General features: G+C 63.8%; 28 protein-coding genes. 17 read left to right on the plus strand and 11 right to left on the minus strand.

Annotated elements, in window-relative coordinates; translation table 11 throughout:
• The first annotated feature begins 19 nt into the window (after positions 1-19).
• The 4 genes from AUR64_RS02810 (at position 20) to AUR64_RS02825 (ending at position 3,553) form a co-directional block, all read left to right on the plus strand.
• The gene (locus tag AUR64_RS02810) at positions 20-430 is read left to right on the plus strand and encodes a DUF7344 domain-containing protein (RefSeq protein WP_058580436.1); all 411 of its coding nucleotides are present in this window, start codon (positions 20-22) and stop codon (positions 428-430) included.
• Positions 431-621: 191 nt separating this feature from the next.
• Positions 622-1,374 (plus strand): FxLYD domain-containing protein, encoded by a 753-nt coding sequence (locus AUR64_RS02815; RefSeq protein ID WP_058580437.1) that lies wholly within the window; start codon positions 622-624, stop codon positions 1,372-1,374.
• Positions 1,375-1,447: 73 nt separating this feature from the next.
• Positions 1,448-2,980 (plus strand): hypothetical protein, encoded by a 1,533-nt coding sequence (locus AUR64_RS02820; RefSeq protein ID WP_058580438.1) that lies wholly within the window; start codon positions 1,448-1,450, stop codon positions 2,978-2,980.
• Between the two features lie 78 nt (positions 2,981-3,058).
• Positions 3,059-3,553, plus strand: coding sequence for a redoxin domain-containing protein (locus tag AUR64_RS02825; protein WP_058580439.1), 495 nt, complete (start codon positions 3,059-3,061; stop codon positions 3,551-3,553).
• A 95-nt stretch (positions 3,554-3,648) separates the two neighbouring features.
• Here the strand turns inward: AUR64_RS02825 and psmB are convergent, their stop codons facing one another.
• Complete coding sequence (gene psmB, locus AUR64_RS02830) at positions 3,649-4,374, minus strand: archaeal proteasome endopeptidase complex subunit beta (protein ID WP_058580440.1); 726 nt, start codon at positions 4,372-4,374, stop codon at positions 3,649-3,651.
• A 133-nt stretch (positions 4,375-4,507) separates the two neighbouring features.
• The gene (locus AUR64_RS20860) at positions 4,508-4,681 is read right to left on the minus strand and encodes a hypothetical protein (protein WP_169794653.1); all 174 of its coding nucleotides are present in this window, start codon (positions 4,679-4,681) and stop codon (positions 4,508-4,510) included.
• Between the two features lie 283 nt (positions 4,682-4,964).
• Between AUR64_RS20860 and AUR64_RS02835 the strand changes: the two genes are divergently transcribed.
• Together AUR64_RS02835 and AUR64_RS02840 are read left to right on the plus strand one after the other, a co-directional pair.
• Positions 4,965-5,324, plus strand: coding sequence for a DUF555 domain-containing protein (locus AUR64_RS02835; protein ID WP_058580441.1), 360 nt, complete (start codon positions 4,965-4,967; stop codon positions 5,322-5,324).
• Positions 5,325-5,418: 94 nt separating this feature from the next.
• A complete protein-coding gene (locus tag AUR64_RS02840) occupies positions 5,419-5,958 on the plus strand; it encodes a CBS domain-containing protein (protein WP_058580442.1) in 540 nt (179 codons plus the stop codon).
• A gap of 186 nt (positions 5,959-6,144) precedes the next feature.
• On the opposite strand, the gene purM is transcribed toward AUR64_RS02840, so the two are convergent.
• Complete coding sequence (purM, locus tag AUR64_RS02845; protein WP_058580443.1) at positions 6,145-7,113, minus strand: phosphoribosylformylglycinamidine cyclo-ligase; 969 nt, start codon at positions 7,111-7,113, stop codon at positions 6,145-6,147.
• 345 nt (positions 7,114-7,458) lie between these two features.
• On the opposite strand from purM, the gene AUR64_RS02850 reads away from it, so the two are divergent.
• Positions 7,459-7,707 carry a hypothetical protein gene (locus tag AUR64_RS02850; RefSeq protein WP_058580444.1) on the plus strand — a complete coding sequence of 83 codons (249 nt, stop codon included), beginning with the start codon at positions 7,459-7,461 and terminating at the stop codon, positions 7,705-7,707.
• Between the two features lie 11 nt (positions 7,708-7,718).
• Here AUR64_RS02850 and AUR64_RS02855 read toward each other — a convergent pair whose 3' ends face one another.
• The 4 genes from AUR64_RS02855 to AUR64_RS02870 all read right to left on the minus strand — a co-directional run bounded on the left by AUR64_RS02855 (position 7,719) and on the right by AUR64_RS02870 (position 13,066).
• The gene (locus AUR64_RS02855) at positions 7,719-9,296 is read right to left on the minus strand and encodes an acetolactate synthase large subunit (protein WP_058580445.1); all 1,578 of its coding nucleotides are present in this window, start codon (positions 9,294-9,296) and stop codon (positions 7,719-7,721) included.
• On the minus strand, positions 9,293-10,693 hold the full coding sequence (locus AUR64_RS02860) for an NAD-dependent succinate-semialdehyde dehydrogenase (RefSeq protein ID WP_058580446.1): 1,401 nt from the start codon (positions 10,691-10,693) through the stop codon (positions 9,293-9,295). The genes AUR64_RS02855 and AUR64_RS02860 overlap by 4 nt, the downstream gene beginning before the upstream one ends.
• Before the next feature lie 100 nt (positions 10,694-10,793).
• The gene (locus tag AUR64_RS02865; RefSeq protein ID WP_058580447.1) at positions 10,794-11,393 is read right to left on the minus strand and encodes a Zn-dependent protease; all 600 of its coding nucleotides are present in this window, start codon (positions 11,391-11,393) and stop codon (positions 10,794-10,796) included.
• Positions 11,390-13,066 (minus strand): TraB/GumN family protein, encoded by a 1,677-nt coding sequence (locus tag AUR64_RS02870; RefSeq protein WP_058580448.1) that lies wholly within the window; start codon positions 13,064-13,066, stop codon positions 11,390-11,392. The genes AUR64_RS02865 and AUR64_RS02870 overlap by 4 nt, the downstream gene beginning before the upstream one ends.
• Positions 13,067-13,288: 222 nt before the next feature.
• Here AUR64_RS02870 and AUR64_RS02875 point away from each other — a divergent pair, with 222 nt between their 5' ends.
• The 3 genes from AUR64_RS02875 (at position 13,289) to AUR64_RS02885 (ending at position 15,889) form a co-directional block, all read left to right on the plus strand.
• A complete protein-coding gene (locus tag AUR64_RS02875) occupies positions 13,289-14,641 on the plus strand; it encodes a glycerate kinase type-2 family protein (protein ID WP_058580467.1) in 1,353 nt (450 codons plus the stop codon).
• 53 nt (positions 14,642-14,694) lie between these two features.
• The gene (locus tag AUR64_RS02880) at positions 14,695-15,309 is read left to right on the plus strand and encodes an ArsR/SmtB family transcription factor (protein WP_058580449.1); all 615 of its coding nucleotides are present in this window, start codon (positions 14,695-14,697) and stop codon (positions 15,307-15,309) included.
• Between the two features lie 127 nt (positions 15,310-15,436).
• Entirely contained in the window at positions 15,437-15,889 is a 453-nt protein-coding gene (locus AUR64_RS02885; RefSeq protein ID WP_058580450.1) for a bifunctional nuclease family protein, read from the plus strand.
• Between the two features lie 316 nt (positions 15,890-16,205).
• Here the strand turns inward: AUR64_RS02885 and AUR64_RS02890 are convergent, their stop codons facing one another.
• Positions 16,206-16,661, minus strand: coding sequence for an acyl-CoA thioesterase (locus AUR64_RS02890; protein WP_058580451.1), 456 nt, complete (start codon positions 16,659-16,661; stop codon positions 16,206-16,208).
• 82 nt (positions 16,662-16,743) lie between these two features.
• On the minus strand, positions 16,744-17,298 hold the full coding sequence (locus AUR64_RS02895) for a sugar O-acetyltransferase (protein WP_058580452.1): 555 nt from the start codon (positions 17,296-17,298) through the stop codon (positions 16,744-16,746).
• A gap of 98 nt (positions 17,299-17,396) precedes the next feature.
• On the opposite strand from AUR64_RS02895, the gene AUR64_RS02900 reads away from it, so the two are divergent.
• The 7 genes from AUR64_RS02900 to AUR64_RS02930 all read left to right on the plus strand — a co-directional run bounded on the left by AUR64_RS02900 (position 17,397) and on the right by AUR64_RS02930 (position 23,883).
• A complete protein-coding gene (locus AUR64_RS02900; RefSeq protein WP_155120488.1) occupies positions 17,397-17,867 on the plus strand; it encodes an SHOCT domain-containing protein in 471 nt (156 codons plus the stop codon).
• Positions 17,868-17,915: 48 nt separating this feature from the next.
• Positions 17,916-18,374 (plus strand): hypothetical protein, encoded by a 459-nt coding sequence (locus AUR64_RS02905; protein ID WP_058580454.1) that lies wholly within the window; start codon positions 17,916-17,918, stop codon positions 18,372-18,374.
• A 125-nt stretch (positions 18,375-18,499) separates the two neighbouring features.
• Positions 18,500-18,901 carry a hypothetical protein gene (locus AUR64_RS02910; RefSeq protein ID WP_058580455.1) on the plus strand — a complete coding sequence of 134 codons (402 nt, stop codon included), beginning with the start codon at positions 18,500-18,502 and terminating at the stop codon, positions 18,899-18,901.
• A gap of 43 nt (positions 18,902-18,944) precedes the next feature.
• Positions 18,945-19,223: a winged helix-turn-helix domain-containing protein gene (locus AUR64_RS02915; RefSeq protein ID WP_058580456.1), complete on the plus strand. Its 279-nt coding sequence runs from the start codon at positions 18,945-18,947 to the stop codon at positions 19,221-19,223.
• 175 nt (positions 19,224-19,398) lie between these two features.
• On the plus strand, positions 19,399-22,566 hold the full coding sequence (gene ileS / locus AUR64_RS02920) for an isoleucine--tRNA ligase (protein WP_058580457.1): 3,168 nt from the start codon (positions 19,399-19,401) through the stop codon (positions 22,564-22,566).
• 61 nt (positions 22,567-22,627) lie between these two features.
• Positions 22,628-23,296, plus strand: a complete 669-nt coding sequence (locus AUR64_RS02925) for a hypothetical protein (protein WP_058580458.1) — start codon at positions 22,628-22,630, stop codon at positions 23,294-23,296.
• A 62-nt stretch (positions 23,297-23,358) separates the two neighbouring features.
• A complete protein-coding gene (locus AUR64_RS02930; RefSeq protein ID WP_058580459.1) occupies positions 23,359-23,883 on the plus strand; it encodes an SHOCT domain-containing protein in 525 nt (174 codons plus the stop codon).
• Positions 23,884-23,895: 12 nt separating this feature from the next.
• Here the strand turns inward: AUR64_RS02930 and AUR64_RS02935 are convergent, their stop codons facing one another.
• Together AUR64_RS02935 and AUR64_RS02940 are read right to left on the minus strand one after the other, a co-directional pair.
• Positions 23,896-25,143, minus strand: a complete 1,248-nt coding sequence (locus tag AUR64_RS02935; RefSeq protein ID WP_058580460.1) for an FAD-dependent oxidoreductase — start codon at positions 25,141-25,143, stop codon at positions 23,896-23,898.
• Positions 25,144-25,252: 109 nt separating this feature from the next.
• A partial coding sequence (locus AUR64_RS02940; RefSeq protein ID WP_058580461.1) for an anaerobic glycerol-3-phosphate dehydrogenase subunit C occupies positions 25,253-26,329 on the minus strand: 1,077 nt, incomplete at its 5' end.

Consider the following 26,329-nt stretch of genomic DNA (forward strand, 5'->3'; position numbering starts at 1 on the left):
CTTCTGGTCCTACTATGAAATGTCAGACGACGGCTTTAGAGATTCTGGTGACGGGAACACCAGCGAAAGTCCGGTCCCCGACTCGATAACACGCAATCAAACCGTCACCGAAGGACTCGATATCGTCTGTAGTCTGTTGGCCAGTCCCCGTCGTCGGTATCTGCTGTATTACCTGTTATCGCTCGACGACGCTGTCGGCGAACTCGACGCGGCCGTCAACGCGGTTCAGGCGTACGAAGCCGCTGGAAACCGTACGGACAACCCGCCACCGCGCGAGAGTCTCAAAATCGATTTACATCACAACCATCTCCCACGACTGGCCGAGACGAGAAACTGCGCATACGACCGCCGACGAGGCACGATTCGATTTACGCCTCACCCCACACTCGAAGAACTAGTCGAACACACCCGCTACAAGGAACTGAACTGAGACCACGTCTCTCTTCTGTGCGACCTGACCGAGTTGTCGTTGGGAGATCGTTTCGACCAAGCGGACGTAACCGACCCGATTACCGCATTCGACGCCCCCGAGGCCGCTGACTCGCTCTTACCAGCGAGACAAACATTCCTTCCGCGGAGAGAGTGGGAGTGTTCTTATGATGAAATCACTTTATCTAACGTATGCATCGGAGGCGGTTCCTGACGCTCGCGAGCGGTGCTCTCGCCGGGGTCGGGGGCTGTACGTCTCAGGATACGCGACCCGTCGACACGACGTCCGAACCGACGGAGGCGGACAACGGCGTCATCGACGAACTCGCGGGTAACGACAGCGGGTCCGAGAGTGACGACGAGAGTCCGGACATCGTCGTCAACTCTCACGAACTCGTCACTACAGACGACACGTACCGCCAGTCGGCGGCCGTGTTGGCACTGATGAAGAACGTGGGTCCCGTCGCCTCGGGCGGTATCCGGGTGACTGCACGCTTTTTCGACGAGGACGACAACCCCCTCGACGTCGCCACCGAGTATCTCATCGGCCTCAACCCCGGTGAGACGTGGAAAGCGTACATCCCGTACTACGACGACGGGGTAAACGTGGCCTCCCACGAACTCGAAGCGGCGTTTCAGGTCGAACCGTTGCCGCGCGTCCCCGAGGGAATCGAACTCCTCGACACCCAACTCGACGCCCAAGGCGTCGAAGCCGAACTCGACGGCAGCGTCCGCAACGTCGGCGAGGAGTCGTTCGACTATCTCAAAGCCGAAGCGAAGTTCTACGCCGACGAGACGACAGTGCTCACCTCCAACTACGCGAGTACGACCAACCTCGAAAGCGAGTCCGAGTGGCCTTTCACCGTCACCTACCTCCCCTACGCCGACGAGTGGGCCAGTCCAATCACCGACTACGAGTTACACGTCGTCGACAGTCCGTACTGACGCCGGAGCGACCCAGCGCCGACTTTCTAGCCGAGGCCGTCGCACTTTAGACGCTCCTCGCGCATGAGGCGGTATGGAGAAGACGTTCGCGGAACGCGTGTCGGAGGTACTCGACGTCGACGCCGAGGAGTTCCGCGCACAGGCCGCCGCCGACGGAGAAGTCGTCAAAGAGGAGTTGGAGGCAGGCACGTTCGACAACCACCAGTCTATCGTCGGCTTCGAGTACGAGTTCTACGCCGTCGCCGACGGCCGGTGGACGGATTCGACCGACGACACCAACGCGTTGATGCGCGTGCCGCGTCGCCTACTCGAACTCATCGGGTTCGAGAAGGAACTCGGCCTCCACAACGCCGAGATGTCGACGAGTCCCCAGCCGTTCGGTCCCTACGGCATCCGCGCCCAAGAGTCGGAGGTACAGGCTCGACTGGCGGCGGCGCTCGACTGTACGTCCGCCGAGGGGATGCGTCTGGTCAGCGACGCCATGTGGACGATTCCGCCTGCGGGCGAGACGGCCCGAAGCTATCTCTCTGACAGTGTCGTCGACGACGACGTACGCATCGCCACCAACATGAGCGACTCCGTCCGCTATCACGCGATGGCGAACACGGGCGCGGCCGCCGACACCTTCGCCGTCGACGCACCGAACGTCGACCTACAGGCGGATACGGTGATGCCCGAGAGCCTCATCACCTCCATCCAACCACATTACCAAGTCGCCCACGCCGACGACCTCCCAATCTACCACAACTACGCGCTCCGCATCGCCGGACCCCTGTTGGCGCTCGGTGTCAACTCGCCGTTTTTCCCGCCGGACCTCTACGAGGCGGGCGTCGACGCCGAGACGATTCTGCAAGACGCGTGGGACGAACACCGCATCGCCGTCTTCGAGTCGGTGCTCAACGAGGGCGAGGACCCGAAAGTCGCGTTCCCCGAAGACCTCGACTCGGTCGAACAGGCCGTCGACAGGGTCGTCGCCGACTCGACTATCGTCCCGATGCCCGTCGAACGTGGCGACCGGTTCGACGACTCCTTTGCGACGCTCAGAACCAAACACGGCACCTACTGGCGGTGGGTTCGACCGGTGTTCGACGGGCCGACCCGGTCGGCGGCGAACGCCCGAATCGAGTTCCGTCCGATTCCCGCCCAACCCACTGTCCGAGACTCTATCGCGTTCCAAGCGGCGTTCGCCGGTCTGATGGAGGCGCTGCCGCGCCGCGAACATCCCGTACTTTCGCTGGACTGGGAGCGGGCGCGCGAGAACTTCACGGCCGCGACGCGGATGGGCCTCGACAGCGGTCAGCGCTGGATTACCAACGACGGCCACGAGACGACGAACCCCGTCGAACTGTACGAGGACCTGCTGGCCCACGCCCGCCACGGCCTCGAAGTGTCCGGGTTCTCCGAGACGGAGGCCGAACGCTACATCGCGCCGCTTCGTTGGCGCGTCGAGGCGATGGAGACGCCGGCGACGTGGAAACGCCGCGAGGTCAGAACGCGACTCGACGACGGCGCGTCGCTGACGGAGGCCATCACGGGGATGCAGCGGGCGTACATCGACGCCCAAGAGGAGTCCCTTCTGGAAGGGACGTTCGCCGACTGGGCGTAGACTCCGGTCGAGTCTCCGAGTCAACCGACTTCGTCGCCGGCAGGGAAATCGTGATTAGCGGCCGCTCCAACTGTGGGTATGGTCGACATCGGAGACGACGCACCCGACTTCACCGTACCGAAAGCCGGCGGCGAGACGTACAACGACCTCGACGAGTTCACCTTCTCGGACGCTATCGCGGACGGTCCGACCGTTCTCGCGTTCTACCCCGCGGCGTTCACGAGCGGTTGTACCGAAGAGATGTGCGCGTTCAGGGATTCGATGGGGCTGTTCGACGACCTCGACGCACAGGTGTTCGGCGTGAGCGTCGACCTCCCGTTCGCCCAGAACATCTGGATTCGAGAGGAGAACCTGAACTTCCCGATGCTCTCCGACTGGCGACACGACGTTATCCGCGACTACGACGTGGTGCTCGACGACATGTACGGGATGATAGAAGTGGCCGAGCGGAGCGTGTTCGTCGTCGACACCGACGGCGTCGTGACGTACCGGTGGGTGAAAGACGGAGAGAATCCCGACTTCGACCACCTCGTTTCGGAGACACGGGAGGCAGTCGAGGACGCGACGAACTGAGGCGCGTCGCTCGTCGTCGGTGTGGTCACGAGTATCGAGAGGGAGAACGTCGTTTTCGAGTGCGCTTCGGACCGGGGCGACGAACGAGTCGTCGCTTACAGCAGCGCGTTGATGTCTTTGTGACGTTCGATGTCGACGCCGTCCTCGGTGACGACGGCGATGTTGATGCCGTTGCCGGAGGCGAGGTCGCGTTCGACGGCGCTCTTGATGGCGCGCGTGGCGACGTCTTTAGCCTCGTCGAGCGAGAGACTCTCGTCGTAGTCCTGTTCGAGTACACCGAGTGCGTACTGCGACCCGGAGCCGCTGACGGTGTACTCCTCTTCGGTGGTCCCGCCGGCGGGGTCGATGCTGTAGACGTGGGAACCGTCGGAGTCGACGCCGCCGAGGATGGGGCTGACGATGAGGAATCCGCCCGAGCGCAGGAAGTTACCGACGAGCGTCGACAGTGCGGTCATGCTCATCTCCTCGCCGCGGCGGGCCTCGTAGAGGCGCGTCTCCGCGCGGAGCGAACGGATGAGCGACTGAGCGGCCGACACCGACCCCGCGATGGTGAGCGCGCCCGTCGGGTGAATCTCTTCGACCTTCTGGACGTCTTTGCTCGCCACCATGTAGCCGGCGCTGGCGCGCATGTCGGTTGCGAGAACGACGCCGTCTTCGGTCTTGATGCCGACGGTGGTCGTCCCGGTTTTCATCTCGCCTTCGCGCGGTTCCGACGACTGCCCGTTGTTCGGGAACTCGCCGAGTTCCGGCCCGAACACACTCGAACGGCTACCGTCGAGGGGACTATCGCTCCCAGAGAAATCCGATGTCGGTGGACGCATTACCTCCATTTGCGCGGCCGCGCAGATAAATGCACCTCTTCACTCGCTCGTTGCCGCCGTCGTGGCGGTCGATTTGTGTGCATCGAAAAGCGCCGCCGCTGGCGGGACGAGTGCGAAAAACGTGCGAGTCGGTCTACTGTGCGGCGGCGTTCTCGTAGGCGGTGCCGACGGTTTCGACGAGACGGCCGACCGGAAGTTGGACGCCGAACTGCCGGACCGCGAGCGTCAGTGGGAGGAGCGCGATACCCAGTGCGAGCGTCAGGTGATACAGGGCGAACAGGCTGATACGGGACAGCGATTCGAACATTGCCTACTCCGGGGTCCACCGTGCCCTCATATAAGCTTTCCCGGTTCTCTCACCCACTGAACCCGACGCAGTCTTGCGATTAAAGCATATTTGTATTCTCTACAACCGTGCTGGATTTTTTGGCAACCTCGGCTGAATATGTGTGTGAGCAATCGCTGTCTCACGCATAACTTACAGAGATAATCCGCCGAGGTGCAGAGCGTCGTCGGAGTCGGCCAACGAGTTGAACAGTCGGTCAGACTCGAATCACAAGACACGAAACCCCCTACCTCTACCTACAGGTATGAGCAACTACCTCGTAGCGATGGAGGCGGCCTGGCTCGTACGTGACGTGAAGGATATCGACGACGCCATCGGCGTCGCCGTCAGCGAAGCCGGCAAACGTCTCAACCAGCAGAACAAGGAGTACGTCGAAGTCGAAGTCGGTGCCACGCCGTGTCCGGCCTGCGGCGAACCGTTCGACTCCGCGTTCATCGCGGCCAACACCGCACTCGTCGGCCTCCTCCTCGAAATCGACGTGTTCAACGCCGACGGCGAGAAGCACGCCGCCCGTATCGCAAAGAGCGAAGTCGGTGGCGCACTCCGCGACGTGCCGCTGTCGGTCATCGACATCGTCGAAACCGAAGAAGAAGAAGACGAGTAACCGGTCGGGTTCCTCGCTCTCCGAGGAGTCACCCAGCGCACAGCCCGAGACTGATAGCCGAAACCTTTTCAATAACCGCTGGTTATCCGCGGATATGGAACTACCGACGCCGCAGGACCTGCGAGAACGCAGGAACACGCTCGGGTTGACCCAGAGCGCGCTGGCGGACGCCGCCGGCGTCTCCCAACCGCTCATCGCCCGCATCGAGGGCGGCGACGTGGACCCTCGGCTGTCGACGCTTCGCCGCATCGTCGAAGCGCTCGACGAAGCAGAGGGCGACGTGGTCCGTGCTGTCGACATCATGAACGAGACGGTCATCAGCGTCGCTCCCGACGACTCCGTCCGCGAAGCCCTCGACGCCATGGAGGACGAAGCGTACTCACAGCTCCCAGTACTTCAAGCGGGGATTCCAGTCGGTTCTATCAGTCAGTCGGACGTGATTCACGGCGGCGACAACGTCAGCGAGAAACCAGTGAGCGAACTGATGAGCGAGTCGTTCCCCACCGTCGCCCGCGACGCCACCGTCGACGAAGTCCGGAATCTCCTCGACCACTACAAAGCCGTGATGGTGACCGAAGGCGGCGAGACGGTCGGCATCATCACCGAGGCCGACGTCGCTGCTCAGCTCTCGTAGCGTCTCTGCATTCTTCTTTCGACCCTGACGAGAGTTTTTGTACGAAAACGGAACCACCTCGCCGCGTGACCTGATAGTCGACGCAGCGCGGCCGAGGCGGGAGTACGGCGACCCCGCTGCGTTCTCGACTCTCGTTCGCCGTCTGTTCGCCAGTTCCGCTCTTAGCGCCGCGAGCGACAGCGGAGCTTACAGTTCCAGCCCGCGAATCGAGACGCCGTCACCGTCTTCGACGCGGCCGATGACGCGGCCGTCGGTCGCCTCAGCCAGTGCCTCGGCGTTCTCGGGGTCGAGCGCCGCGACGAACCCGGTGCCCATGTTGAACGTCCGGTGCATCTCCTCGTCGGAGACGTTACCCTCCGACTGGACGAACTCGAACACTGGCTGGGGTTCGAACGCGTCGTCGACGACGTAGCGGTTGTCGCCGAGGCGTTCGAGGTTCGTCCATCCGCCGCCGGTGACGTGGGCCGCGCCGCGAACGTCGTGTTCGCGCATCGGGTCGAGCAGGTCGGTGTACAAACGTGTGGGTTCCAACAGCGCCTCGCCGACCGTCTCGTAGCCGTCGCCGGGGAAGGCGTCGTCGTAGTCGTGGGTTCTCGTCGCTGCTTTCCGTGCGAGCGTCAAGCCGTTCGAGTGGATGCCCGACGAGCGAAATCCGACGAGCGCGTCGCCCGGTTCGGCGTGGCCCTCGAAGATGTCGTCTTTCGCCGCGAGACCCGCGCACGTGCCTGCGAGGTCGAGGCCGTTGATGACTTCGGGCATCACCGCCGTCTCGCCGCCGACGAGTTCGATGTTCGCTTCCTCGGCCCCGGCGGCGAGTCCCTCACCGACCTGCTGAGCGAACGTTTCGTCCGGTTCGTCGACGGCGAGGTAGTCGACGAACGCGACGGGTCGGACCCCCGCGGCGACGAGGTCGTTCGCGTTCATGGCGATGCAGTCGATACCGACCGTCGAGTAGTCGCCGAGTGCTTCGGCGACGAGCAGTTTCGTCCCGACGCCGTCGGTCGCCAGCGCCAGATATCGGTCGCCGATGTCCAGCAGACCGGCGTAGTCGCCTTCGCTGTCGCCGACCGCCGACACGAGCGCTGCCGTCGCCGCCTCGCTCGCCCCGATGTCGACGCCCGCCTCCGAGTACGTGAGTTCCTCGTCGTCTCCCATGCGCGAACCCCCGCGGTGACTCCTCAAAAGCCCACCGCTCGCGGGTCGTCGACAGTCGCAGACGGTACGCCGAGCGTAACAGAAACGCACAGGTACTCGATTCTGTGACAGGCCCTACCAACTTCGGCGGCTACCAGCGCCTACTCTCGTCGCTCGGCGGGTTGGCACCGCTTAACCACCGACCGACGAGCGGCGTCCGTTTTCGAGGCAAACCGCGAGACGTGACCCCGGAACGCGGCCATGATAGTCACTCACACGACCGGTAGGAACGGACAACTTTCGAGAACAGTTCACAACTATCTCGTGTTTATAAACCGTCTGGGGTAGTCGAATAGAACGCCGTCCATGGCAAGTGCGCCATCAATCGCCGACCGCCGTATCACCCGCCCCGCAGACGTCTCGCTCGGCCCCAAACTTCAGACCGTCCTCAGTTCGGCGATACGTTTCGTCGCCTTCTGGCTGGCGGTCGCACTGCCGTTCTGCCATCTCGCGCTGATTGTCGACGGGTTAGCCGGCAACCGCTCGCTGGTGCTCGTCGCTCTCCTCGGCGTGAACGTGCTCGCGCTCGTCGCGGGGCACAACTACAGGCGGTGACGCCCCCGGCGTCACCTCCGTAACGGAATCTCGACGAGCGACATCTCTCCGTCGTCGACGACGCTGTCGAGAACGTCTTCGAGGTCCGCCCACGACTCGGGTCGGTAGCCGTCGACACCGAAACTCTCGGCGAACGTCACGAAGTCCGGATTGGTGAGACCCGTGCCGAACGCTTCGCCGGTGTTCTCGCGCTGTTTCTCCGAGATGAGGCCGTAGTCGTCGTCGTTGAACACCAAGACGGTGAATCCGAGACCGAGTCGCGTCGCCGTCTCCAACTCCGCGGCGTTCATCAGAAAGCCCCCGTCGCCGGTGCCGACGACGACGTTCGAGTCGAGCGCCAAGTCGGCGGCGACGCCGCCGGGGACGCCGATGCCCATGCTGGCGAGGCCGTTCGAGATAATGCACGTGTTCGGTTCGAACGTCGGAAACTGCGTCGCAATCGCCATCTTGTGACTACCGACGTCGGAGATGAGCACGTCTTCGTCGGCCATCGCGTTCCGAAGATACGGCAACACGCCGGCGACCGAGAACGGGTCGGAATCGTCAGGCGTCTCCAACGCGTCCGCGAGCACCGTCTCGTGCACGTCCGCACACCACGTCCCCCACGTCTCGTCGACGGTCTCTTCGAGACGTTCCAGTGCCCGCGAGATGTCCGCGACGATTTCCACATCGGGGTTGTAGTGTTGATACACCTCTGCGGGTTCGTGGTCGAGGTGGACGACGTGGGTATCCGTGTTCGGGTTCCAGCGCTTCGGGTCGTGTTCGGCGATGTCGTAGCCGACGGCGACAACGCAGTCGGCGCGTTCTATCGCCGTCTCCGCCTCGTCGTCGGGTCCCGAATCGAGCGTCATCAGCGAGTGGGCACTGCGGTCCGACACCGCACCTTTGCCCATGTACGTCGAGACCACGGGCACGTCGGTCGCTTCGACGAACGACCGGAGTCGGTCGGCGGCGTTGGCACGCACTGCCCCGTTGCCGGCGAGGACGATGGGTTTCTCGGCGGTGGCGAGCAGGTCTGCCGCCCGCTCGACGGACTCGCGGTCCGGGTCGGGCCGTCTGACCTCGTTGCGGACCGCCAGCGGTTCGTAGTCGACGGCCTCGGCCGCGACGTCCTCGGGAAATTCGAGGTGTGTCGCGCCGGGTTTTTCGTACTCGGCGAGTTTGAACGCTTTTCGGACTGATTCGTTGATTATCTCGGTATCGTTCAGTTGCGTGTTCCACTTGACGACCGGTTCGAAGGTGTGGACGATGTCGAGTGCCTGATGACTCTCTTTGTGGAGGCGTTCGCGGCCGCCCTGTCCCGTGATGGCGACCAGCGGCGACTTGTCGAGGTGGGCGTCGGCGACGCCCGTGATGAGGTTCGTCGCGCCCGGGCCGAGCGTGGCAAGACAGACGCCGGCCTCGCCGGTCAGACGACCGTGGACGTCCGCCATGAACGCCGCGCCCTGTTCGTGTCGCACCGGGATGAACTGTATCGAGGATTCTCGAAGCGAGAACAGCACGTCTTCGAGTTCCTCGCCGGGGAGGCCGAAGATGTAGTCGACGCCTTCCGCCTCCAGACAGTCGACGAGGAGGTCAGAGGCCTTCATTCCGACAACGACCCCAGACCGGTGCTCGACTCGCCGTGTTGGACCCAGACCGTCTTGCGGTTGACGAACTCGTGGATGCCGTGTTCGGAGAGTTCGCGGCCGTACCCCGAATCCTTCACGCCGCCGAACGGAACCCGCGGGTCGGATTTCACGATTTCGTTGACGAAACAGCAGCCGGCGTCGAACGCTCTTGCGAACTGCTCGCCTCGTTGCGCGTCTTCGGTCCAGACGCTCGCACCGAGGCCGAACGGCGTGTCGTTCGCCCGTTCGATGGCCTCTTGCTCGCTCTCGACGCGCCACAACGACGCGACGGGGCCGAATATCTCGTCGTCGTCGGCGGGCGTCCCCTCGGGAATGTCGGCTAAGACGGTCGCCGGGTAGTACGCACCCTCTCTGTCCATCGGTCCGCCGCCGGCCAGTACCGTCGCGCCCGCGTCGGCGGTCTCTTCGACCTGTTCGTGGAGGCCGTCGACGAGACTTGCTTGGGCCTGTGGGCCGAGTTCGGTGCTCTCGTCCATCGGGTCGCCGACGGTGAGCGCCTCCATCTCCTCGACGAACCGCTCTTCGAACTCGTCGTACACCTCGTCCATCACGACGAACCGCTTGGCGGCGATGCAGGACTGGCCGTTGTTCTGGACGCGGCCGTAGACGGCGCTTTTCACCGCGCGTTCGACGTCGGCGTCGTCGAGAACGACGAAGGGGTCGCTCCCGCCGAGTTCGAGCACGGATTTCTTGAGGTTCTCACCGGCCGTCGCGGCGACGGCGCGCCCGGCGGGGCCGCTGCCGGTGAGCGTCACGCCGTGCAGACGCTCGTCTTCGATGATGCCCTCCACGAGGTCGGTGCCGATGAGAAGCGACTGGAACGCGCCGTCGGGAAAGCCGGCCTCCGAGAACACCTCCTCGATGGCTTTCGCACACCCCGGCACGTTCGAGGCGTGTTTCAGCAGGCCGACGTTGCCCGCGGCGAGGTTCGGCGCGGCGAAGCGAAACACCTGCCAGAACGGGAAGTTCCACGGCATCACTGCCAAAACCGGTCCCAGCGGTTCGTAGCTCACGAACGCGTGGGCGTCGGCCTCGGTCCCGATAACCTCGTCTTGGAGGTGTTCTTCGGCCGTCTCGGCGTAGTAGTCGCAGACCCACGCGCATTTTTCCACCTCCGCGCGCGCTTGGACGACGGGTTTGCCCATCTCCCGCGTCATCAGTTCGGCGTACTCGTTGGTGTTCTCTCGAAGCACCTCGCCCGCGCGCTTCAGAAGCGAACAACGGTGGGCGAAACTCGTCTCGCGCCACTCCGCAAACGTCTCCGTCGCCCGGTCGAGGGCGGCGTCGACGCTCCCCTCGTCGTCGTCCTCGTAGCTATCGAGTTGCTCGCCAGTCGCCGGATTGACGCTCTCCATAGCTTCGAAGACGGAAGCGAGTTGTTTAGTCGTTCGCCGGCAAGGGGATAGAGTCGTTCGCCGGTAAGGAAGTGGAGTCGCCCCTACAGGCTGACCCCGCTCACCCGAGGATGAGAAGCACGGTCACGCCCACCGTCGGCACGGTGAAGACGGCGTAGACGACTTTGCTCCACGCCAGCACCTTCCGGCCGTCGAGCGGGCCGAACGGAATCATGTTGAACGCGGCCAAGAAGAGGTTGATAATCACTCCGAGGTTGGCGACGCTGGCGAGGAAGCCGCCGACCGGAACGACGAGCGCCAGCGGAATGAACAGCAGCGCCAACACGACGTTGACCGCCGGTCCCGCGAGTGCGATGAGGCCGTGTTGTCGTTCGGTGAGCATCCCGCGGTGGTGGACCGCACCCGGCGCGGCGAAGATGAAGCCGAGAAACGCGCTGAGAAGCGCCAACACGAGCATGCTGTAGTCCGCGCGGAACTCTGCGACCTGTCCGTAGTGGACGGCGACGACTTTGTGGCCGAGTTCGTGCAGGAGGAAGCCGACACCCGCGGTCAAAAGGCTGACTGCGAGCGCCGAGACCGGACCCTCTTGGAGCAACGAAATCGGGTCTCCACCGGCGAAGAACACCGCGAACGCGACGCCGAGGACGACCCACGCGACGAGCAGGTCACGGACCTCGCGGCCGCTGAACGTGAGATTCACGTCAGCGCCCCCCAGATGAGTTCGGCGCTGTTGCGCGCGCCGTCGACCATCAGTCGGGTGACCGCCTCCGCGCCGCCGAGTTCCGCACCGAATAGCGGGAGGATGTACGTCACGAACAGCAAGCTAGCGATGATGCTGCCGATGTTCGTCATGGCGACGACCATGATGAGCCGAAACAGCGGCACGTCGAACATCTGGCCCATCAGTTCGCCCAGCGGCGTCTCCTCGTCCGTCAGGAGTTCGTTCAGCCGACCGATGTCGGCGACGTTCACGGCGGTGTGGCGCAGTTCCATGTAGCCGGTGAACCATCCGGGTGCGAGAAGCGGGTTGACCGAGGTCATCCACGCGACGAGACCGCCGACGGTCGCAGACGACCAGCGCGCGCCGGCGAGTTTGGCGAGGCCGGCGGCGAAGATGCCGTTGACGAGGAACCACGCGCCGAACAGCCGAAGCAGGAAGCCGTCTCTGACGCCCGCCATCGCCAAGAGGAGGAAGAACGCGACGAAACCGACGGAGACGAGCGTCCCGATAATCTTCGCCCACGGGATGCCGCGCTTCTCCGCGACGCCGGTCAGCGACTCCATCGGCGGCAGCGTCTCCGGATTCCGCAGGTAGTTCTCGATGCCCTGTTTGTGGCCCGCACCGACGACGGCGATGACGTCCTTGCCTTGGTTTCGGAGGGAAACGATGTTGTGCGCGAGGTAGGCGTCACGCTCGTCGATGAGCGCTTCCGCGCCGCCGGGGCTGAACTCCCGGAACTCCTCCATCATCACGCTCACCACGTCGGTGTCGGTGAGTTCCGCCATGTCGAGTTCGTCGATATCCTCGCCGCGGTCCATCCCCGTCGCGGCCATCAGAACGCCGCCGAGCAGGCCGACGACGACGCCGCCGGTCATGCCGAGTGCGAGACTCCCTCCCACTTGTGTCATGAACCCGGAGAACGTCGACTGGACGAACGGGTCCGTCAGGCCGAGCGTCGCGCCGCCGAGCAGCGCCAGCGCGAGGCCGCCGGCGAGACCCGCGACGATGCTGTCGCCGTCGTCGACGACGAGGGAGGCGAGCCACGAGATGGCGATGCCGGAGCCGACGCCCAGAAGCGCCGACCCGAGCGCGCGGACGAACACCGCCTCGGTAAGGCCGAGAAAGCCGCCGAGAACGGCGATAATCGGGCCGGCGACGAAGCCGACGAGCAAGCCCAGCATGAGGCCGACGATGCGGGCGTCGGTGACGCCGAAGACGAGGCCGCCCGCCATCCGGAGCTTCTCGATAAAGCCCATCCGCGCCCAGAAGCGCTGGATGGTGGTCTGGATGTCGCGGTCGACGAGCGCCACGTCGATGCCGTGTTCCTGCGCCGTCTCGACGGCCGCGAGCATATCCGCGCCGGGTTTCACGTCGAACTTGTCGCCCATCTGTGCCTGCACGTACGAGAGCATCCAGTAGGCGATGAACTGAAAGACCGTGTTCCCCTGCAGCAGTTCGCTGGGGTCGAGGTCGTCGGGCGTCTCGCCCTGCATCTGCCGATAGCGTCCCTCGTCGAGTTCGACGGCGACCACGTCGGGTCGCTCGGCCTCGATGGTCTCTTCGACCTCGCGGACGCTGTCGGCGGAGACGTGCGCGGTGCCGACGACGCGCACGTGTCCCGTCTCGGGGGCGGACTCCGCTCTGTTACTCATCGACCTCCGCTACAAGTTCACCCCTGTTATCAGTGTCGGAGTCGTGAACCAATCTCTCGGCGGATTCGACAAGAGAGGTAACCTCTCGTCATCGAGGCAGCGGTGATTCGCATCGGCTACGCTGCAGTACTCCGCGGCCTCCACACCGCGACCGTCGGCGTCGCCCACACCGTGGTCGTCCGCGTCATCCACGCTTTTGTCGCCTCCGCACGACGTGGGGGTATGACAATCGTCCGCAACGCCGCCGAACTCGGCGGGACGGATGCCCGCGAGACGGCGCTGGCCTGTCTGGAGGCCGGTATCGCCGCGGCGAACCCCGAACGCGTCGTCGCCGACGCGGTGACGCTCGACGACCAGATGCTACACATCGCCGACGACCAGTACGACCTCACCGACTACGACGACGTGCTCGTTCTCGGCGGCGGGAAGGCGGGCGTCGGCGTCGCTCGTGCGCTCGAAGGCGTACTGGACGACCGCATCACCGACGGCGTCGTCGTCGTTCCCGACGCCGCCGACCTCTCCCGTGTCTCCGTCGTCGTCGGTGACCACCCCGTTCCAAGCGAACGCGGCGTCGAAGGCACGAGACGACTGCTCGAACTCGCGGAGGCGGCCGACGAACGGACGCTCGTCCTCGCCGTCGTCACCGGCGGGGGGAGTGCGCTGCTCGCCGCGCCTGCCGGCGACGTGAGCCTCGGAGATTTGCGAGAAACCACTGACGCGCTGCTCGACAGCGGCGCGGAGATAGCGGAGATGAACGCCGTCCGCAAGCATCTCTCGGCTATCAAAGGCGGCCGTCTCGCCCGAACTGCCGCACCCGCGACGGTGGTCGGCCTCGTGCTGAGCGACGTCGTCGGCGACGATTTGAGCGTCATCGCCAGCGGTCCGACCGCTCCCGACGAGACGAGTTATGCCGACGCCCTTGACGTACTGGAGCGATACGGTATCGACGCACCCGAATCTGTTCGAATGCGACTCGAACGTGGCGCGGCGGGCGAACTCGACGAGACGCCTCGGAACACGGACCCCGTCTTCGACCGGGTCCGAAACGTGCTGCTCGGGAGCAACTTCGGTTCGCTCGACGCGGCCAGAAACGAAGCCGAATCGTGGGGCTACGACACCTGTATCCTCTCGTCACGAGTTCGAGGCGAGTCACGGGAAGCCGCGAAGACGCACGCCGCAGTCGCCGAAGAAGCAATTTTCACCGGAAACCCGGTGTCCCCCCCGGCAGTGGTACTCTCAGGCGGTGAGACGACGGTGACGGTGCGGGGCGACGGCACCGGCGGACCGAATCAGGAGTTCGCGCTCTCGGCGGCCATCGAGTTCGCAACGGCGTGGCGAACTGAGACCGAAGTCGTTCTCGCCTGCGCCGACACCGACGGCCGCGACGGCGGTACCGACGTCGCCGGCGCTGTCGTCGACGCCGACACCGTCGACGACGTGGCCACCGCTCGGACGGCCCTCGCCGACAACGACGCCTTCGACTATCTCGACGCCCGTGGCGCTATTGTCGACACCGGACCCACGGGAACCAACGTCAACGATTTGCGGGTGTTGGTCGTCGAACAACCCGAATAGCGTCGTTCGGTTGACGAAAACGGTTTTGTTCGCCGGTGGGATACTCTCCCGACATGGCGAGACTGTTGCCCTCCACGCCCGACACTTCCGCCGCTGACGAGGCGGAACCGCGGGTCATCGGCGTCGACAGTGAGGACGCCGACGACCTGCTGTCGGCGCTCTCCTCCGACACCGCCCGAAAACTGCTGTCGATGCTCCACGACGACCCCGACACGCCGTCGGGCCTCGCTTCGCGCGTCGACTCCTCGCTGCAGAACGTCCAGTACCACCTCAAGAAACTCGAACGCGCGGGGTTGGTCGACGTCGTCGACACCGTCTACTCCGAGAAAGGCCGTGAGATGAACGTCTACGCGCCCGCAGACCGCCCGCTCGTCGTTTTCGCCGGCCGCGAGTCCGAGAGCGCCGGGTTGAAAGCTGCGCTCAAACGCTTGCTGGCGAGCGTGGGTATCCTCGCCGCCGTCAGCGTCGTGGTCCAAATCGCCGCGACTGGACAACTTCCGTTCGTCGCGCAGTCGGGTGCCGGCGACGGCGGGAGCGCCGAACTTGCCACGTCCGCCGTCGAGACGACGGCCTCTACTGCCCCCGCGTTCCCCCCGGGTCTGGCCTTTTTCCTCGGTGGCCTCGTCGTTCTCGCGTTCGGTTTCGCGCTCTGGTACGCCCGCCGCTGACACCGGACGCGACAGACGTTCGTCTTTTCGTGAGAGTGTCGAATGAGTTTCTCTCTCCATACCCTGTCTGTTCGCGCGAGTTGCGGGTCGCAGGTAGCTATTTACCTTCGACGACGAACGTGTGAGCATGGAGCATACTGCCGAAGTGGAGGGCATTGGCGTCGGCGTCGGCTCCGACGGGACGAACGTCCCCGCCGTCGTTCTCCGCGCCCGCGAGGAAGTCCTCCCGATATTCGTCACCGCCGACCAAGCACAGACCATCCGTCTCGGCCTCGCCGGCGAACCGTTCGAGCGCCCGTTGACCCACGACCTTCTCGTCGATATGGTGACCGAGTTCGGCGGCGCTATCGACGGCGTCCGCATCGACGACCTTTCGGACGGAACGTTCTACGCGAAACTCGACGCCGAACGCTACGAGGACGGCGAACCGGTGAGCTACGTCTTCGACGCCCGCCCGAGCGACGCTATCGCTCTCGCCGTCCGCGTCGACTGCCCGATTCTCGTCTCCGACGAGATTCTCGACTCCGCCGGTCGTCCGCCGTCCGCTATCGACCTCTCGCCGGACGACGACGAGTTCTAGCGCACCTTTTTACTGCGGGGGTGCGCTTCGCCCACCTCCGCTTGCAAAAACCTGCACAAAAAAGCCGCTCGTTCGGCTGTTCGGCCTCGCTCGCGGGACACGCCGCTTCGTTCACCCCACACGAACTCACGAGCTTCACTCACCGCAAAGGGGTTGAGAGCGGCAATGCACTACCAACGTCGCTAACGGATTCTGCTACGTGAGATAGCGAACCTCAATGTCCAGCAACCGAAATATTCCACCCACGAACATCACAGCTAACGCTGTCCACAGACACTGTAGAAATGACATACCCCACGAAGGGAGTATTCAGAGATTACCGCCCGTTCGACAGTTCCGCTTCCGCCGACAGCGCCTGTTCGCGCAGTCGTTCGCCCTCCTCGCTTCCGACGGTTAACGCCGGCACCGACGACGGCTTGTGGTCTTCGTCGATGGCGACGTAGACGAACAGCGATTCCGTCGTCAGTTCCGTCTCGCCCGTCTGCGGGTTCTCGCGGAACGCCTTGATGCGGACGCGGATACTCGTCTCGCCGGCTTTGTAGACGTACGCCTGAATCAGCGCGGTGTCGCCGCGCGGGATGGGTTGGACGAAGTTCACCTGCTCCATCCGGGCGGTCACGCAGGTCTGGCCGGCGAAACGCATCGCCGCCAGCGCCCCGTCGGTGTCCATCCATTTCAGCACGTTGCCCCCGTGGGCCATGTCGTAGTTGTTGGTGTCGTTCGGCTGGATGAGGTGACGGTTTTCGATGTACGTCTCCATCAGGTCGGTCATGGCTCCCGTTTCGAGCGACGACCCGATGAACGTGGCGACGAATCGTTCGTGACAGTTGCCTCGCTCAGCGTTCTCAGAACCCTCAGAGTTCCTTCAGCACTCGCGCGGGGTTGCCGCCGACGACGACGTCGTCGGGCACGTCGTTCGTGACCACCGCGCCGGAGGCGACGACGGCGCGGTCACCGACCGAAACTCCGGGATTGAGTACCGCCTGCCCGCCTATCCACACGTCGTCGCCGACGGTGACCGGGTCGCCGAACTCGACGCCCTCGCGCCGCGTCTCGGCGTCGAGCGGATGCGTCGCCGTGTAGATGTGGACGCCCGGTCCCAGCAGGCAGTGCGACCCGAAGCGTATCTCGCAGACGTCGAGCATCACACAGCCGAAGTTGGCGAAGAAGTCGTCGCCGACGTGGATGTGCGACCCGTAGTCGCAGCGAAACGGCGGTTCGACGAACGCGTTCTCGCCGACGGTGCCGAACAGTTCCGACAGTAGCGCGGCGCGCGTCTCGGGTTCGGTCTCGTCGGTGTCGTTGTACCAGCGAGTGAGCGCCCTCGCGCGTTCTCGCTCCTCGACGAGTTGCGGTTCGAACGGGTCGTAGGCGTCGCCACGGAGCATCTTCTCTTTCTCTGTGGTCACGGTCGGTTCGTCAGTTGATGGATGGTCGGAAGTACGTTCGGGTCGCCGCAGGCGGGCGATACGGCGGTGTTTATCTCCTCAGCGGACAATCATCTCGTATGGCTCCTCTCCCACGTGAAACGATGGAGAGCCCGCTCGCGCTCACGCTCGTCGTCGGTCTCGTCGCACTCGGTATCGCCGGACTCGTCGTCAACGGCGGGTTCTGGTTCCTGCTCGCGTACGTCTTCCTGTGGTCGGCGACGCTGCTGTTCATCGCCGACCCCGACCAGTTCGTCGAGCGCATCGAGGCGTGGCTCGACTTGGAGTTCGATGCCGACGCGAGTCGGCGCGAACCTGCCGAGACGACGGCGTTCGACGCGGACCTCGCTTCCGACGCCGACCCGCTACTGACGCTCCGCGAACGCTACGCGGCGGGCGAACTCGACGACGACGAGTTCGAGCGGATGCTCGACGTGCTACTGTCGACGGAGACGCCCGTCGACGCCCGTGAACACCACGAACACCTCGAATATCGCGAGTACGACGGGCGGCGCGAGCGCGACACAGTCACCGAACGAACCGCGAACTGAGGCGACTTCGTCGCGGTACTTTTCTCTCTCGCCCGCGACGCTCGAACTATGACACTCGACGTTGCCACGCCCGACCCGCCGAAACTGTCCGCCGTCGACCCCGCCGAGTACGACGACGCCGAGGTCATCGCCGACGACGATTACCGCCGCGACGAACTCGGCGAGTTCCTCCAGTCGGGCGCGTGGGCCGAAGCGTTCGAACAGTGGACGAAAACGACCGAAGTGAGCGAGTCCGAGTGGGCCGTCGTCACCGACCTCGACCTCGTCTCGCGGTTCGACTTCTTCTGGGACGACTTCGCCGACCGGGTCGGCTACCACGCGCCGGGTCTCCCCGAAGACTGGAAAGAACGGGAGATTCACCCGGACCTCGACAGCTGGTCGCACGTCTCCTCTATCAACGCCGGACTCACCGAGTTGGGCCAAATCGTCTGCGACGTGCTGAAAGAGGAGTACGTCGACTGGGAAGCCGACTTCGAAGCCCCCGACGACCTGCCGGATTTCGGCTGAGAGCGCCACGGACTCCGCGGTAATCGACACTCGTCGCCGGATTCATCGTCTCCGCGCGTGACGTACCGCGCAGGTGACCCGTCATCTACTCCAAACACCATCTCGTCATCTCGCTGGCGCTCGGTATGCTGTTCGCGTTCGTCGCCGAAACGGCGCTTCCGACCTGGTTCGTCCTCGTCTACTCGGCGATTATCGGCGTCGGCATCGACTTCGACCACTTTCTCGTCGCTCGCGTCAACACCGGCAGTTGGCACGCCGCCCGCGACTGTCTCCGGAACCCGACGCGCGTCTTCGCCGGGCAGGACGAGATATTCGAAGACGGTGAGGTCGGAACCCTCAGAAGGCTACTCAGTCACGTCGTCATCGTCGGCCTCCTGATTCCGGTGCTCGCAGTCGTCAGCCTTCCGCTCGCGTTGCTGACCGCCGTCGTCCTCTACGGCCACCTCTTATCTGATTTGATATGGGACGTGTATCTCGAAATAAAGAACGGCAGTCCGGAAGTGCCGAACGTCGTTCGGCGCAGCTGACAGTACGATACTATTACTTGATGACACTCCTTAGGAGTAGTCGATGGAGGGTATCCTTTGGTACGTGCTCACCGGCACGAGAGGTGGCACGAATCGCGTACGAATCCTCCGGGCACTCGAAGAACAGCCGTGGAACGCCAATCGCCTCGCCGAGCGGTTGGACCTCGACTACAAGACGGTTCGGTATCATCTCGACGTGCTGGTGAAAAACGAAATCGTCGACTACGACGACGAGGGGTACGGGTCGATGTACTCGCCGTCGTCGAATCTACATCAGTATCAGGAGACGGTGAACTCGATATTCGCCCACGCCGAGGGCTGACGACACCCGAGAGCCGACGACACCTGACGGCCGGCGACGCCGACGGCCGAGTCGCTGCTGCGGGCGTTTTTTACGCACTGTCTCCGGAGCGACGGCGCTGACGCACTGTTTCTCGGGACGTGACGCCGACGCACGGGACCACCGTTTTGATATACGCCGGGCGACAGCACCCTGTATGGAAGACGTCGCAGACCAGTACGCCCCCGAGGACGTAGAGTCTTCCGCGCAGGCGCACTGGGACGACACGGACGCCTACGAGGCGACGAAGGAGGCGCACGCCGACGACCCCTCGTACTTCTTCGTCGACGGGCCGCCGTACACCTCGGGGCAGATGCACCTCGGAACGGCGTGGAACAAGACCCTGAAAGACGCCATCATCCGCCGAAAGCGGATGGAGGGCCACCACGTCACCGACCGGCCGGGCTACGACATGCACGGCCTGCCCATCGAGGTGAAAGTCGAACAGGAACTCGGCTTCGACTCCAAGCGCGACATCGAGGAGTACGGGATGGAGGCGTTCATCGAGGAGTGCAAGGAGTTCGCCGAGCGAAATCGGGAGAACATGGACGACGACTTCCAGTCCATCGGGGTCTGGATGGACTGGGACAACCCCTACAAGACGCTCTCGCCGGAGTACATGGAGGCCGGTTGGTGGGCGTTCAAGCAGGTCCACGAGAACGGCCTGCTCAGTCAGGGCAAGCGCTCTATCAACCAGTGCCCGCGCTGTGAGACGGCCATCGCCGACAACGAGGTCGAGTACCACGAAATCGAGTCGCCCAGCATCTACGTCAAGTTCCCACTGAAAGGCAAGGAAGGAAATCTCGTCATCTGGACGACGACGCCGTGGACCATCCCCGCGAACACGTTCGTCGCCGTCGACAGCGAGATGACCTACCTCGGCGTTCGTGCCGAGAGAGACGGCGAGAGTGAACTCCTCTACCTCGCCGAACCGGTCGTCGAAGAGGCCCTGAAGAAGGGTCGCTACGAGGACTACGAAGTCGTCGACGAGGTCAGTGGCGAGGAGATGGTGGGTTGGGAGTACGACCACCCGCTCGCCGACGAAGTTCCGGACCACGCCGACTTCGAGGGCGCAGGGCAGGTCTACACCGCCGAGTACGTCGAAGCCGACCGTACTGGCTTGGTTCACTCCGCGCCCGGCCACGGTCAAGAGGACTTCGAGCGCGGCCAAGAACTCGGTCTCGACGTGTTCTCGCCGGTCCACGGAAACGGTGATTTCGCCGAAGCCGCGGGCAAGTACGAAGGGACGTTTGTCCGCGATGCCAACGACGACATCATCGCGGACCTCGACGAGAAGGGTCTTCTCTTTGCCTCCGGCACGCACCGCCACCGTTACGGTCAGTGTTGGCGCTGTGACACGGACATCATCTTCCTCGCCACCGACCAGTGGTTCATCACCATCACCGACGTGAAAGACGAACTCCTCGACAACATCGAGGATTCGGAGTGGCACCCGCAGTGGGCACGCGACAGTCGCTTCCGCAACTTCGTCGAAGACGCCCCCGACTGGAACATCTCGCGACAACGCTACTGGGGCATCCCGCTGCCCATCTGGGTGCCGGAGGGGAACGCGACGCCGGACCCGGAGGACCTCATCGTCGTCGGCACGCGCGAGGAACTCGCAGAGCGCGTCGACCAAGAAGTAAACCCCGAGGAAGTCGACCTCCACCGACCCTCGGTGGACCCGCTGACCATCACCGAAGACGGGACGACGTACGAACGCGTCCCCGACGTGTTCGACGTGTGGATAGACTCCTCGGTCGCCTCGTGGGGGACGCTCGACTTCCCCGGCAACGAGGGCGACTACGACGAACTGTGGCCCGCCGACTTCATCGTCGAGGCGCACGACCAGACCCGCGGGTGGTTCTGGTCGCAGCTCGGCATGGGCACCGCCGCCGTCGGCGAAGTCCCGTACAAAGAGGTGTTGATGCACGGGTTCGCCAACGACAAGGACGGCCGAAAGATGTCGAAATCCGTCGGCAACATCGTCACGCCCGAGGAGGCCATCGAACGTGCGGGTCGCGACCCGCTTCGCGCGTATCTCCTGAGCCACGACCAGCAGGGCGTCGACCTCTCGTTCGAGTGGGAGGGTCTCGGCGAGATGCAGTCGACGCTCAACATTCTCTGGAACGTGTTCCGCTTCCCGCTTCCCTACATGCGTCTCGACGGCTACGACCCCGCCGAGGCGAATCTGGACGACGGCGAACTCACCGTCGTCGACGAGTGGGTTCTCTCGCGCTTGCAGTCGGTCAAATCGAACGTCGACGAGGCGTGGTCGGAGTTCCGCGTCCACGACGCGCTGAACGAGGTGCTGGAGTTCGTCGTCGGCGACGTCTCCCGATTCTACGTGAAGGCCATCCGTGAGCGGATGTGGGAAGAGGAGGACTCCGACTCCAAGCGCGGCGCGTACGCGACGCTCTCGACGGTGCTTCTCGAAACCGTGCGTCTCATCGCGCCGTTCACGCCGTATCTCGCAGAACAGATGTACCAGCATCTCGACGGCAGCGAGACGACGGTCCACATGCTCTCGGCGCCCGAAGTCGACCGAGCGTACCACCAGCCGAAACTGGAGGCCGACATGGAGGTGCTCCGAACCGTCGAGGAAGCGGCCGCAAACGCTCGTCAGCAGGGCGGCCGCAAACTCCGCTGGCCCGTCCAGCGCATCGTCGTCGAAACGACAGACGACGAGGTGGCCGAGTCGGTTCGCTCGCTCGAATCGCTGCTCCTCGAACGGGTCAACAGCCAGTCGCTCGAAGTCGTCGACGGCTTCGACGAACTCGTCGAACGCGCGGACCCCCAGATGAGCGTCATCGGTCCCGCCTTCGGCGGTGAGGCCCAGCAAATCATGGGTGCAGTGCAGGGTACCTCCCGCGACGAACTCACGCAGGACGGTGGCCTCTCCGTCGACGTCGACGGCGAGACGTACGAACTCGACGAGGAGATGGTCGAGTTCCACGCAGAGCCACCAGAGTACCTCTCGGGTGCCGAGTTCGACGGCGGCACCGTCTACGTCGACACCCAGCTAACGGACGAAATCGAATCCGAGGGCTACGCCCGCGACGTCGTCCGCCGGGTGCAGGAGATGCGCAAGCAACTCGACCTCGACGTCGAAGAGCGCATCCGCGCACACGTCGACGTCGCCGACGACCGCGTCGCCGCGTTCGTCGACGAGAACCGCGAGTTCATCGCAGAAGAGACCCGCACGAGCGAGTTCGTCGACGAGGACGAGTCGTTCGACCTCCGCGAGGAGTGGGACGTCGAAGGCGTCGACGTCACCATCGGCATCGCCCGCGTCGCCGAGCAGTCGGCCGCACAGAACGACTGAGCGGACTCACGCGTTTCATTCGAGCGGTACTATTTTGTGTCGAGTCACCCGATTTACAGGTATGCACCGACGTACGTCGGCGTTTTTCGTTATCACCTTCGCCTTCCAAGTCGGGTTTCTCACCCGTGACGTGGCCACTGAGGGGCTGGTGTACACCGTCGGTCTGTGCTGGCTCGGGCTGGCCTGTCTGACCGCGGTGTTCTCGGGACTTGGCGTCGACGTGGACCGTGGCCCGGTCTCGCTGTCGTGGAACGGGTTCGCCGGACTCTCGTACCTGTTCGTCGGCATCGCCGTGGGGTGGCTCGGTACGCTGAACGGCGTTCAGGAGTCGTTCGGATTGTTCGAGTTCGGTTGGGCTGTCGTCGGGACGTTTCTTGGCTGGTGTGGCCTCCAGATGCTTCGCGGTCATGACCGGTATCGGCTGCTCGCCCCCAGTGAGACGACGCGTGACCGGGTCGAGTCCGTCGGTCACTCTTCTCGACCGCTTGCGGTCGTCCGGGACGAACTGATGCGCGCAATCGGAACCTTCGGACTCCTGTTTCTCCCGACGCTGTTCGTCGCCAGCGTGTCGCCTGCGCTGAGCGTAACGAACTACTTCGTCTACGCTCCGGCGCTCGTGATGGCGCTGTCGCTGGCGGCGTTGCTTTCGTGGTTTCGCATCCGAACCGAGACCGGCCCCCACGTCAGTCAGTTACTCGACGCGATATTCAGCCGGGAGATGACTCGATAACACGCCGCTTCGTGAATCGACGGACCCAGAACTGTTTTACAACCTACCTGTTATTTTGTTGTATGGTTGGCCCCTCGACGGAACAGTCGACTGTTCGGAAGGCACACCGACTCGTCGAACACTACACGCCCGACAGTACGTTCGGCCGCCTCCTCCTCGCGTCGGCAACGGGCGCTTTCACTGGCAGCGCGCTGTTGTTTTCGCTGTTCGGGTTCGGTTCGCTTGGATTCGGGTGGTTCTTCGTCGGACTGCTCGCACTTGGCCTCTCTATCGTGGCTGGGTTGCTGACCGTTCTCGTCCTCTGGCCGGTGTATCTCTCCCTTATCGGGAACCTCGATTCACCACAGTCGTACGGGAACGCGAAGCCGAAGTCGACGCGAATATACAGTACCGACAGCGTCGACCGCACCGACCGCGCTGATTCCCCCGACAGCTCCAACCCCTCGGAGATTCTGAAACGTAAGTACGCCGCCGGTGAACTCTCCGACGAGGAGTTCGAGCGCCGACTGGACACGCTGTTGAATGCGGACGAGACGACTCGCCGCGCCCGAAAATCGAACACCTCGAAGCACGTGCTTCGAGAGTAGAACTGAGACCAGTCAGTCCGCCGTCAGCACGTCCTCGTCGGTCGGCGAACGTGCGTCGTACTCGGTGACGAAGCTGTCTACCTCCCGTTCGTCGTCGACGCCCGGTAGTCTCTCCTCGGCGGTACGACACGGTTCGTCGACGTCGAGTGCTTCACAGACGTGGTCGGTCGTCGCCTCGGCCATCATCCGATAGGTCGTCAGTTTCCCGCCGACGATGCTGGCGAAGTTCTCGACGCCCTCTCGCTCGTGGTCGAGCAGGAAGAACCCGCGCGAGATACCACGGGCGTCGCCTTCGCCGCCGTCCATCGTCTCGCGTTCGGCCTCGTCGGGTGCGTACAGCGGCCGGACACCCCACCACGTGCGGAGAATCTCGCTCGTCGCGGCGTCGGGGAGCATTTTCGCGCACTCCTCGACCATCTTCTGTATCTCCCAGTGTTCCTCGTCGAACTCATCGGGGTCGTCGACTTCGATACTCGTCGTTCCCAACACCGCCTGCGTCTCGTGGGGGACGACGATGTCGCCGTCGGCGGGCGGGCGACAGCGGTTGAGAACGGGACCGAGACCCGGATAGTCGACCGAAACCATCACGCCCTTGGTTGGCCGCATCGCCACCTCGACGCCTGCGAGGTCGGCGCACTGGCCGGCCCACGTCCCCGCGGCGTTGACGACGTACTCTGCTTCGACCGTGTCGTCTACGTCGCCGCCGAGCGTCGCGCCGGTCGCCTGCCCGTCTTCGACGTGAACGTCGGTCACGGGTGCGTGGACGAGTATCTCGGCGCCGTGGTCGGCAGCGCTTTTCGCGTTGGCGGCGACCAGACGCGACGGGTAGATGACGCCGTCGGGGACTTTCATCACCCGTTCGGCGTCGGGGGCGAGTCCCGGTACTTCCGCTTGTGCGGTTTCAGTGTCGAGTACTTCGGCGTCGATGCCGATTCGCTCGCAGGCCGCCAGTTTCTCCTCGAAGAACTCTGGGTCGTCTTCGGGGAGTTGGACGAAGAAGCCGCCCGTGTCGCGGACGCAGTGGCCCGCGATGTCTCTGAGGATTTCGTTCTCTCTGATGCACTCTTCCGCACCGAGTTCGTCGTCCGGTGCGTACCGCGCGCCGCTGTGCAGCAAGCCGTGCGACCGGCCGGAGGTCCCGCTGGCGAGGCCACCGCGTTCGGCGACGACGACATCGACACCGCGCATCGCCAAGTCGCGTGCGATTCCGACACCCGTTGCTCCACCGCCGATGACGAGGACTTCAGTCTGGATAGTCATAGTCGTCGGGCGATTCGCTCGCCCAATGTTCCCATCCGGCGGTTAGGACCCGACGAGCAAAAGCCCTACGCGAGTCGTCGCCGTCGGGCGAAAAATCGTGTTAGTCACCTCAGACGAGAGCTTCTTCGAGAACTTGGAGTGGGTGTCGAATCTCGTAGCCGGTGCCGTGTTCCATCTGCATCGAACACGTCGGACATTCGGTCATCCCCACGTTCCCCGAAGCGTGGTGCATATGCTCGAACATCTCCTCGCCTATCTTCATCGATTTGTCGTATTTCTCCTCTTTCCAGCCGTAGGTGCCCGAGATGCCCGAACACGACGACCCCACGTCTTCGATGTCGATACCATCTAACTCCCGGAACAACTCCACGGCCTGTCTGTCGAGACCCTGATTGCGCGCGTGACACGGTGCGTGGTACGCATACGACTGCTCAGACACCGACGACTCCGACAGCGCACCTTCCAAATCCTCGTGGATTCGCAGGTACTCCATCGCCTCGAACGTGTGTGCCGACACGTCTTCTATGCCCTCCAAATCGAACAGTTCGGGGTACTCTTGCTTGAGCGACATCGAACACGACGTACAGGAAGCGATGACGTCGTAGCCGTCGGCAATCAATCCCGAGAAGTTCCCGACGTTGATACCTGCTGCGCGCTTGGCGTCGTCCAACATTCCGTTGGCGAACATCGGCGTGCCCGAACAGCGCTGGACGGGCACAACGACTTCGTACCCAAAGGACTCGAAAACGCGGACCATCGCCTTACCAACTTCCGGCGTGTTGTAGTTCGAGTAACAGCCGTGGAAGTACGCCACGCGCTTGTCTTCGTCTCGGACCTGCGGGCCGTCGCGTTCGTCCCACCACTCTCTGAACGTCTGGGTAGCGAACTCGGGGAACTCGCGTTCGGAGGTGATACCCATCACTTTCTCGTTGAACAGTTTCGTGACGCCGAGTCCCATCACGAAGTTCGTGAGTCGGGGGACTTTGCTGCCGAGTTCGGCCATCGTTCGATAATTGGACAAGATGCGATTGCGAATGTATTCCCGCGAGAGTTTGTCCATCTGCTCGTCGACGTACTCGCCGCGAGCGGTGTTGTGCATCTGGCTCAACGGCACAGAGGACGGACAGGCGTTGTCGCAGCGCATGCAGTTCGAGCAGTCCATGATGGACGAGTCGATGTCCTCGTC

Origin of the sequence: Haloprofundus marisrubri (assembly GCF_001469955.1) — an archaeon.
Lineage (GTDB): Archaea > Halobacteriota > Halobacteria > Halobacteriales > Haloferacaceae > Haloprofundus > Haloprofundus marisrubri.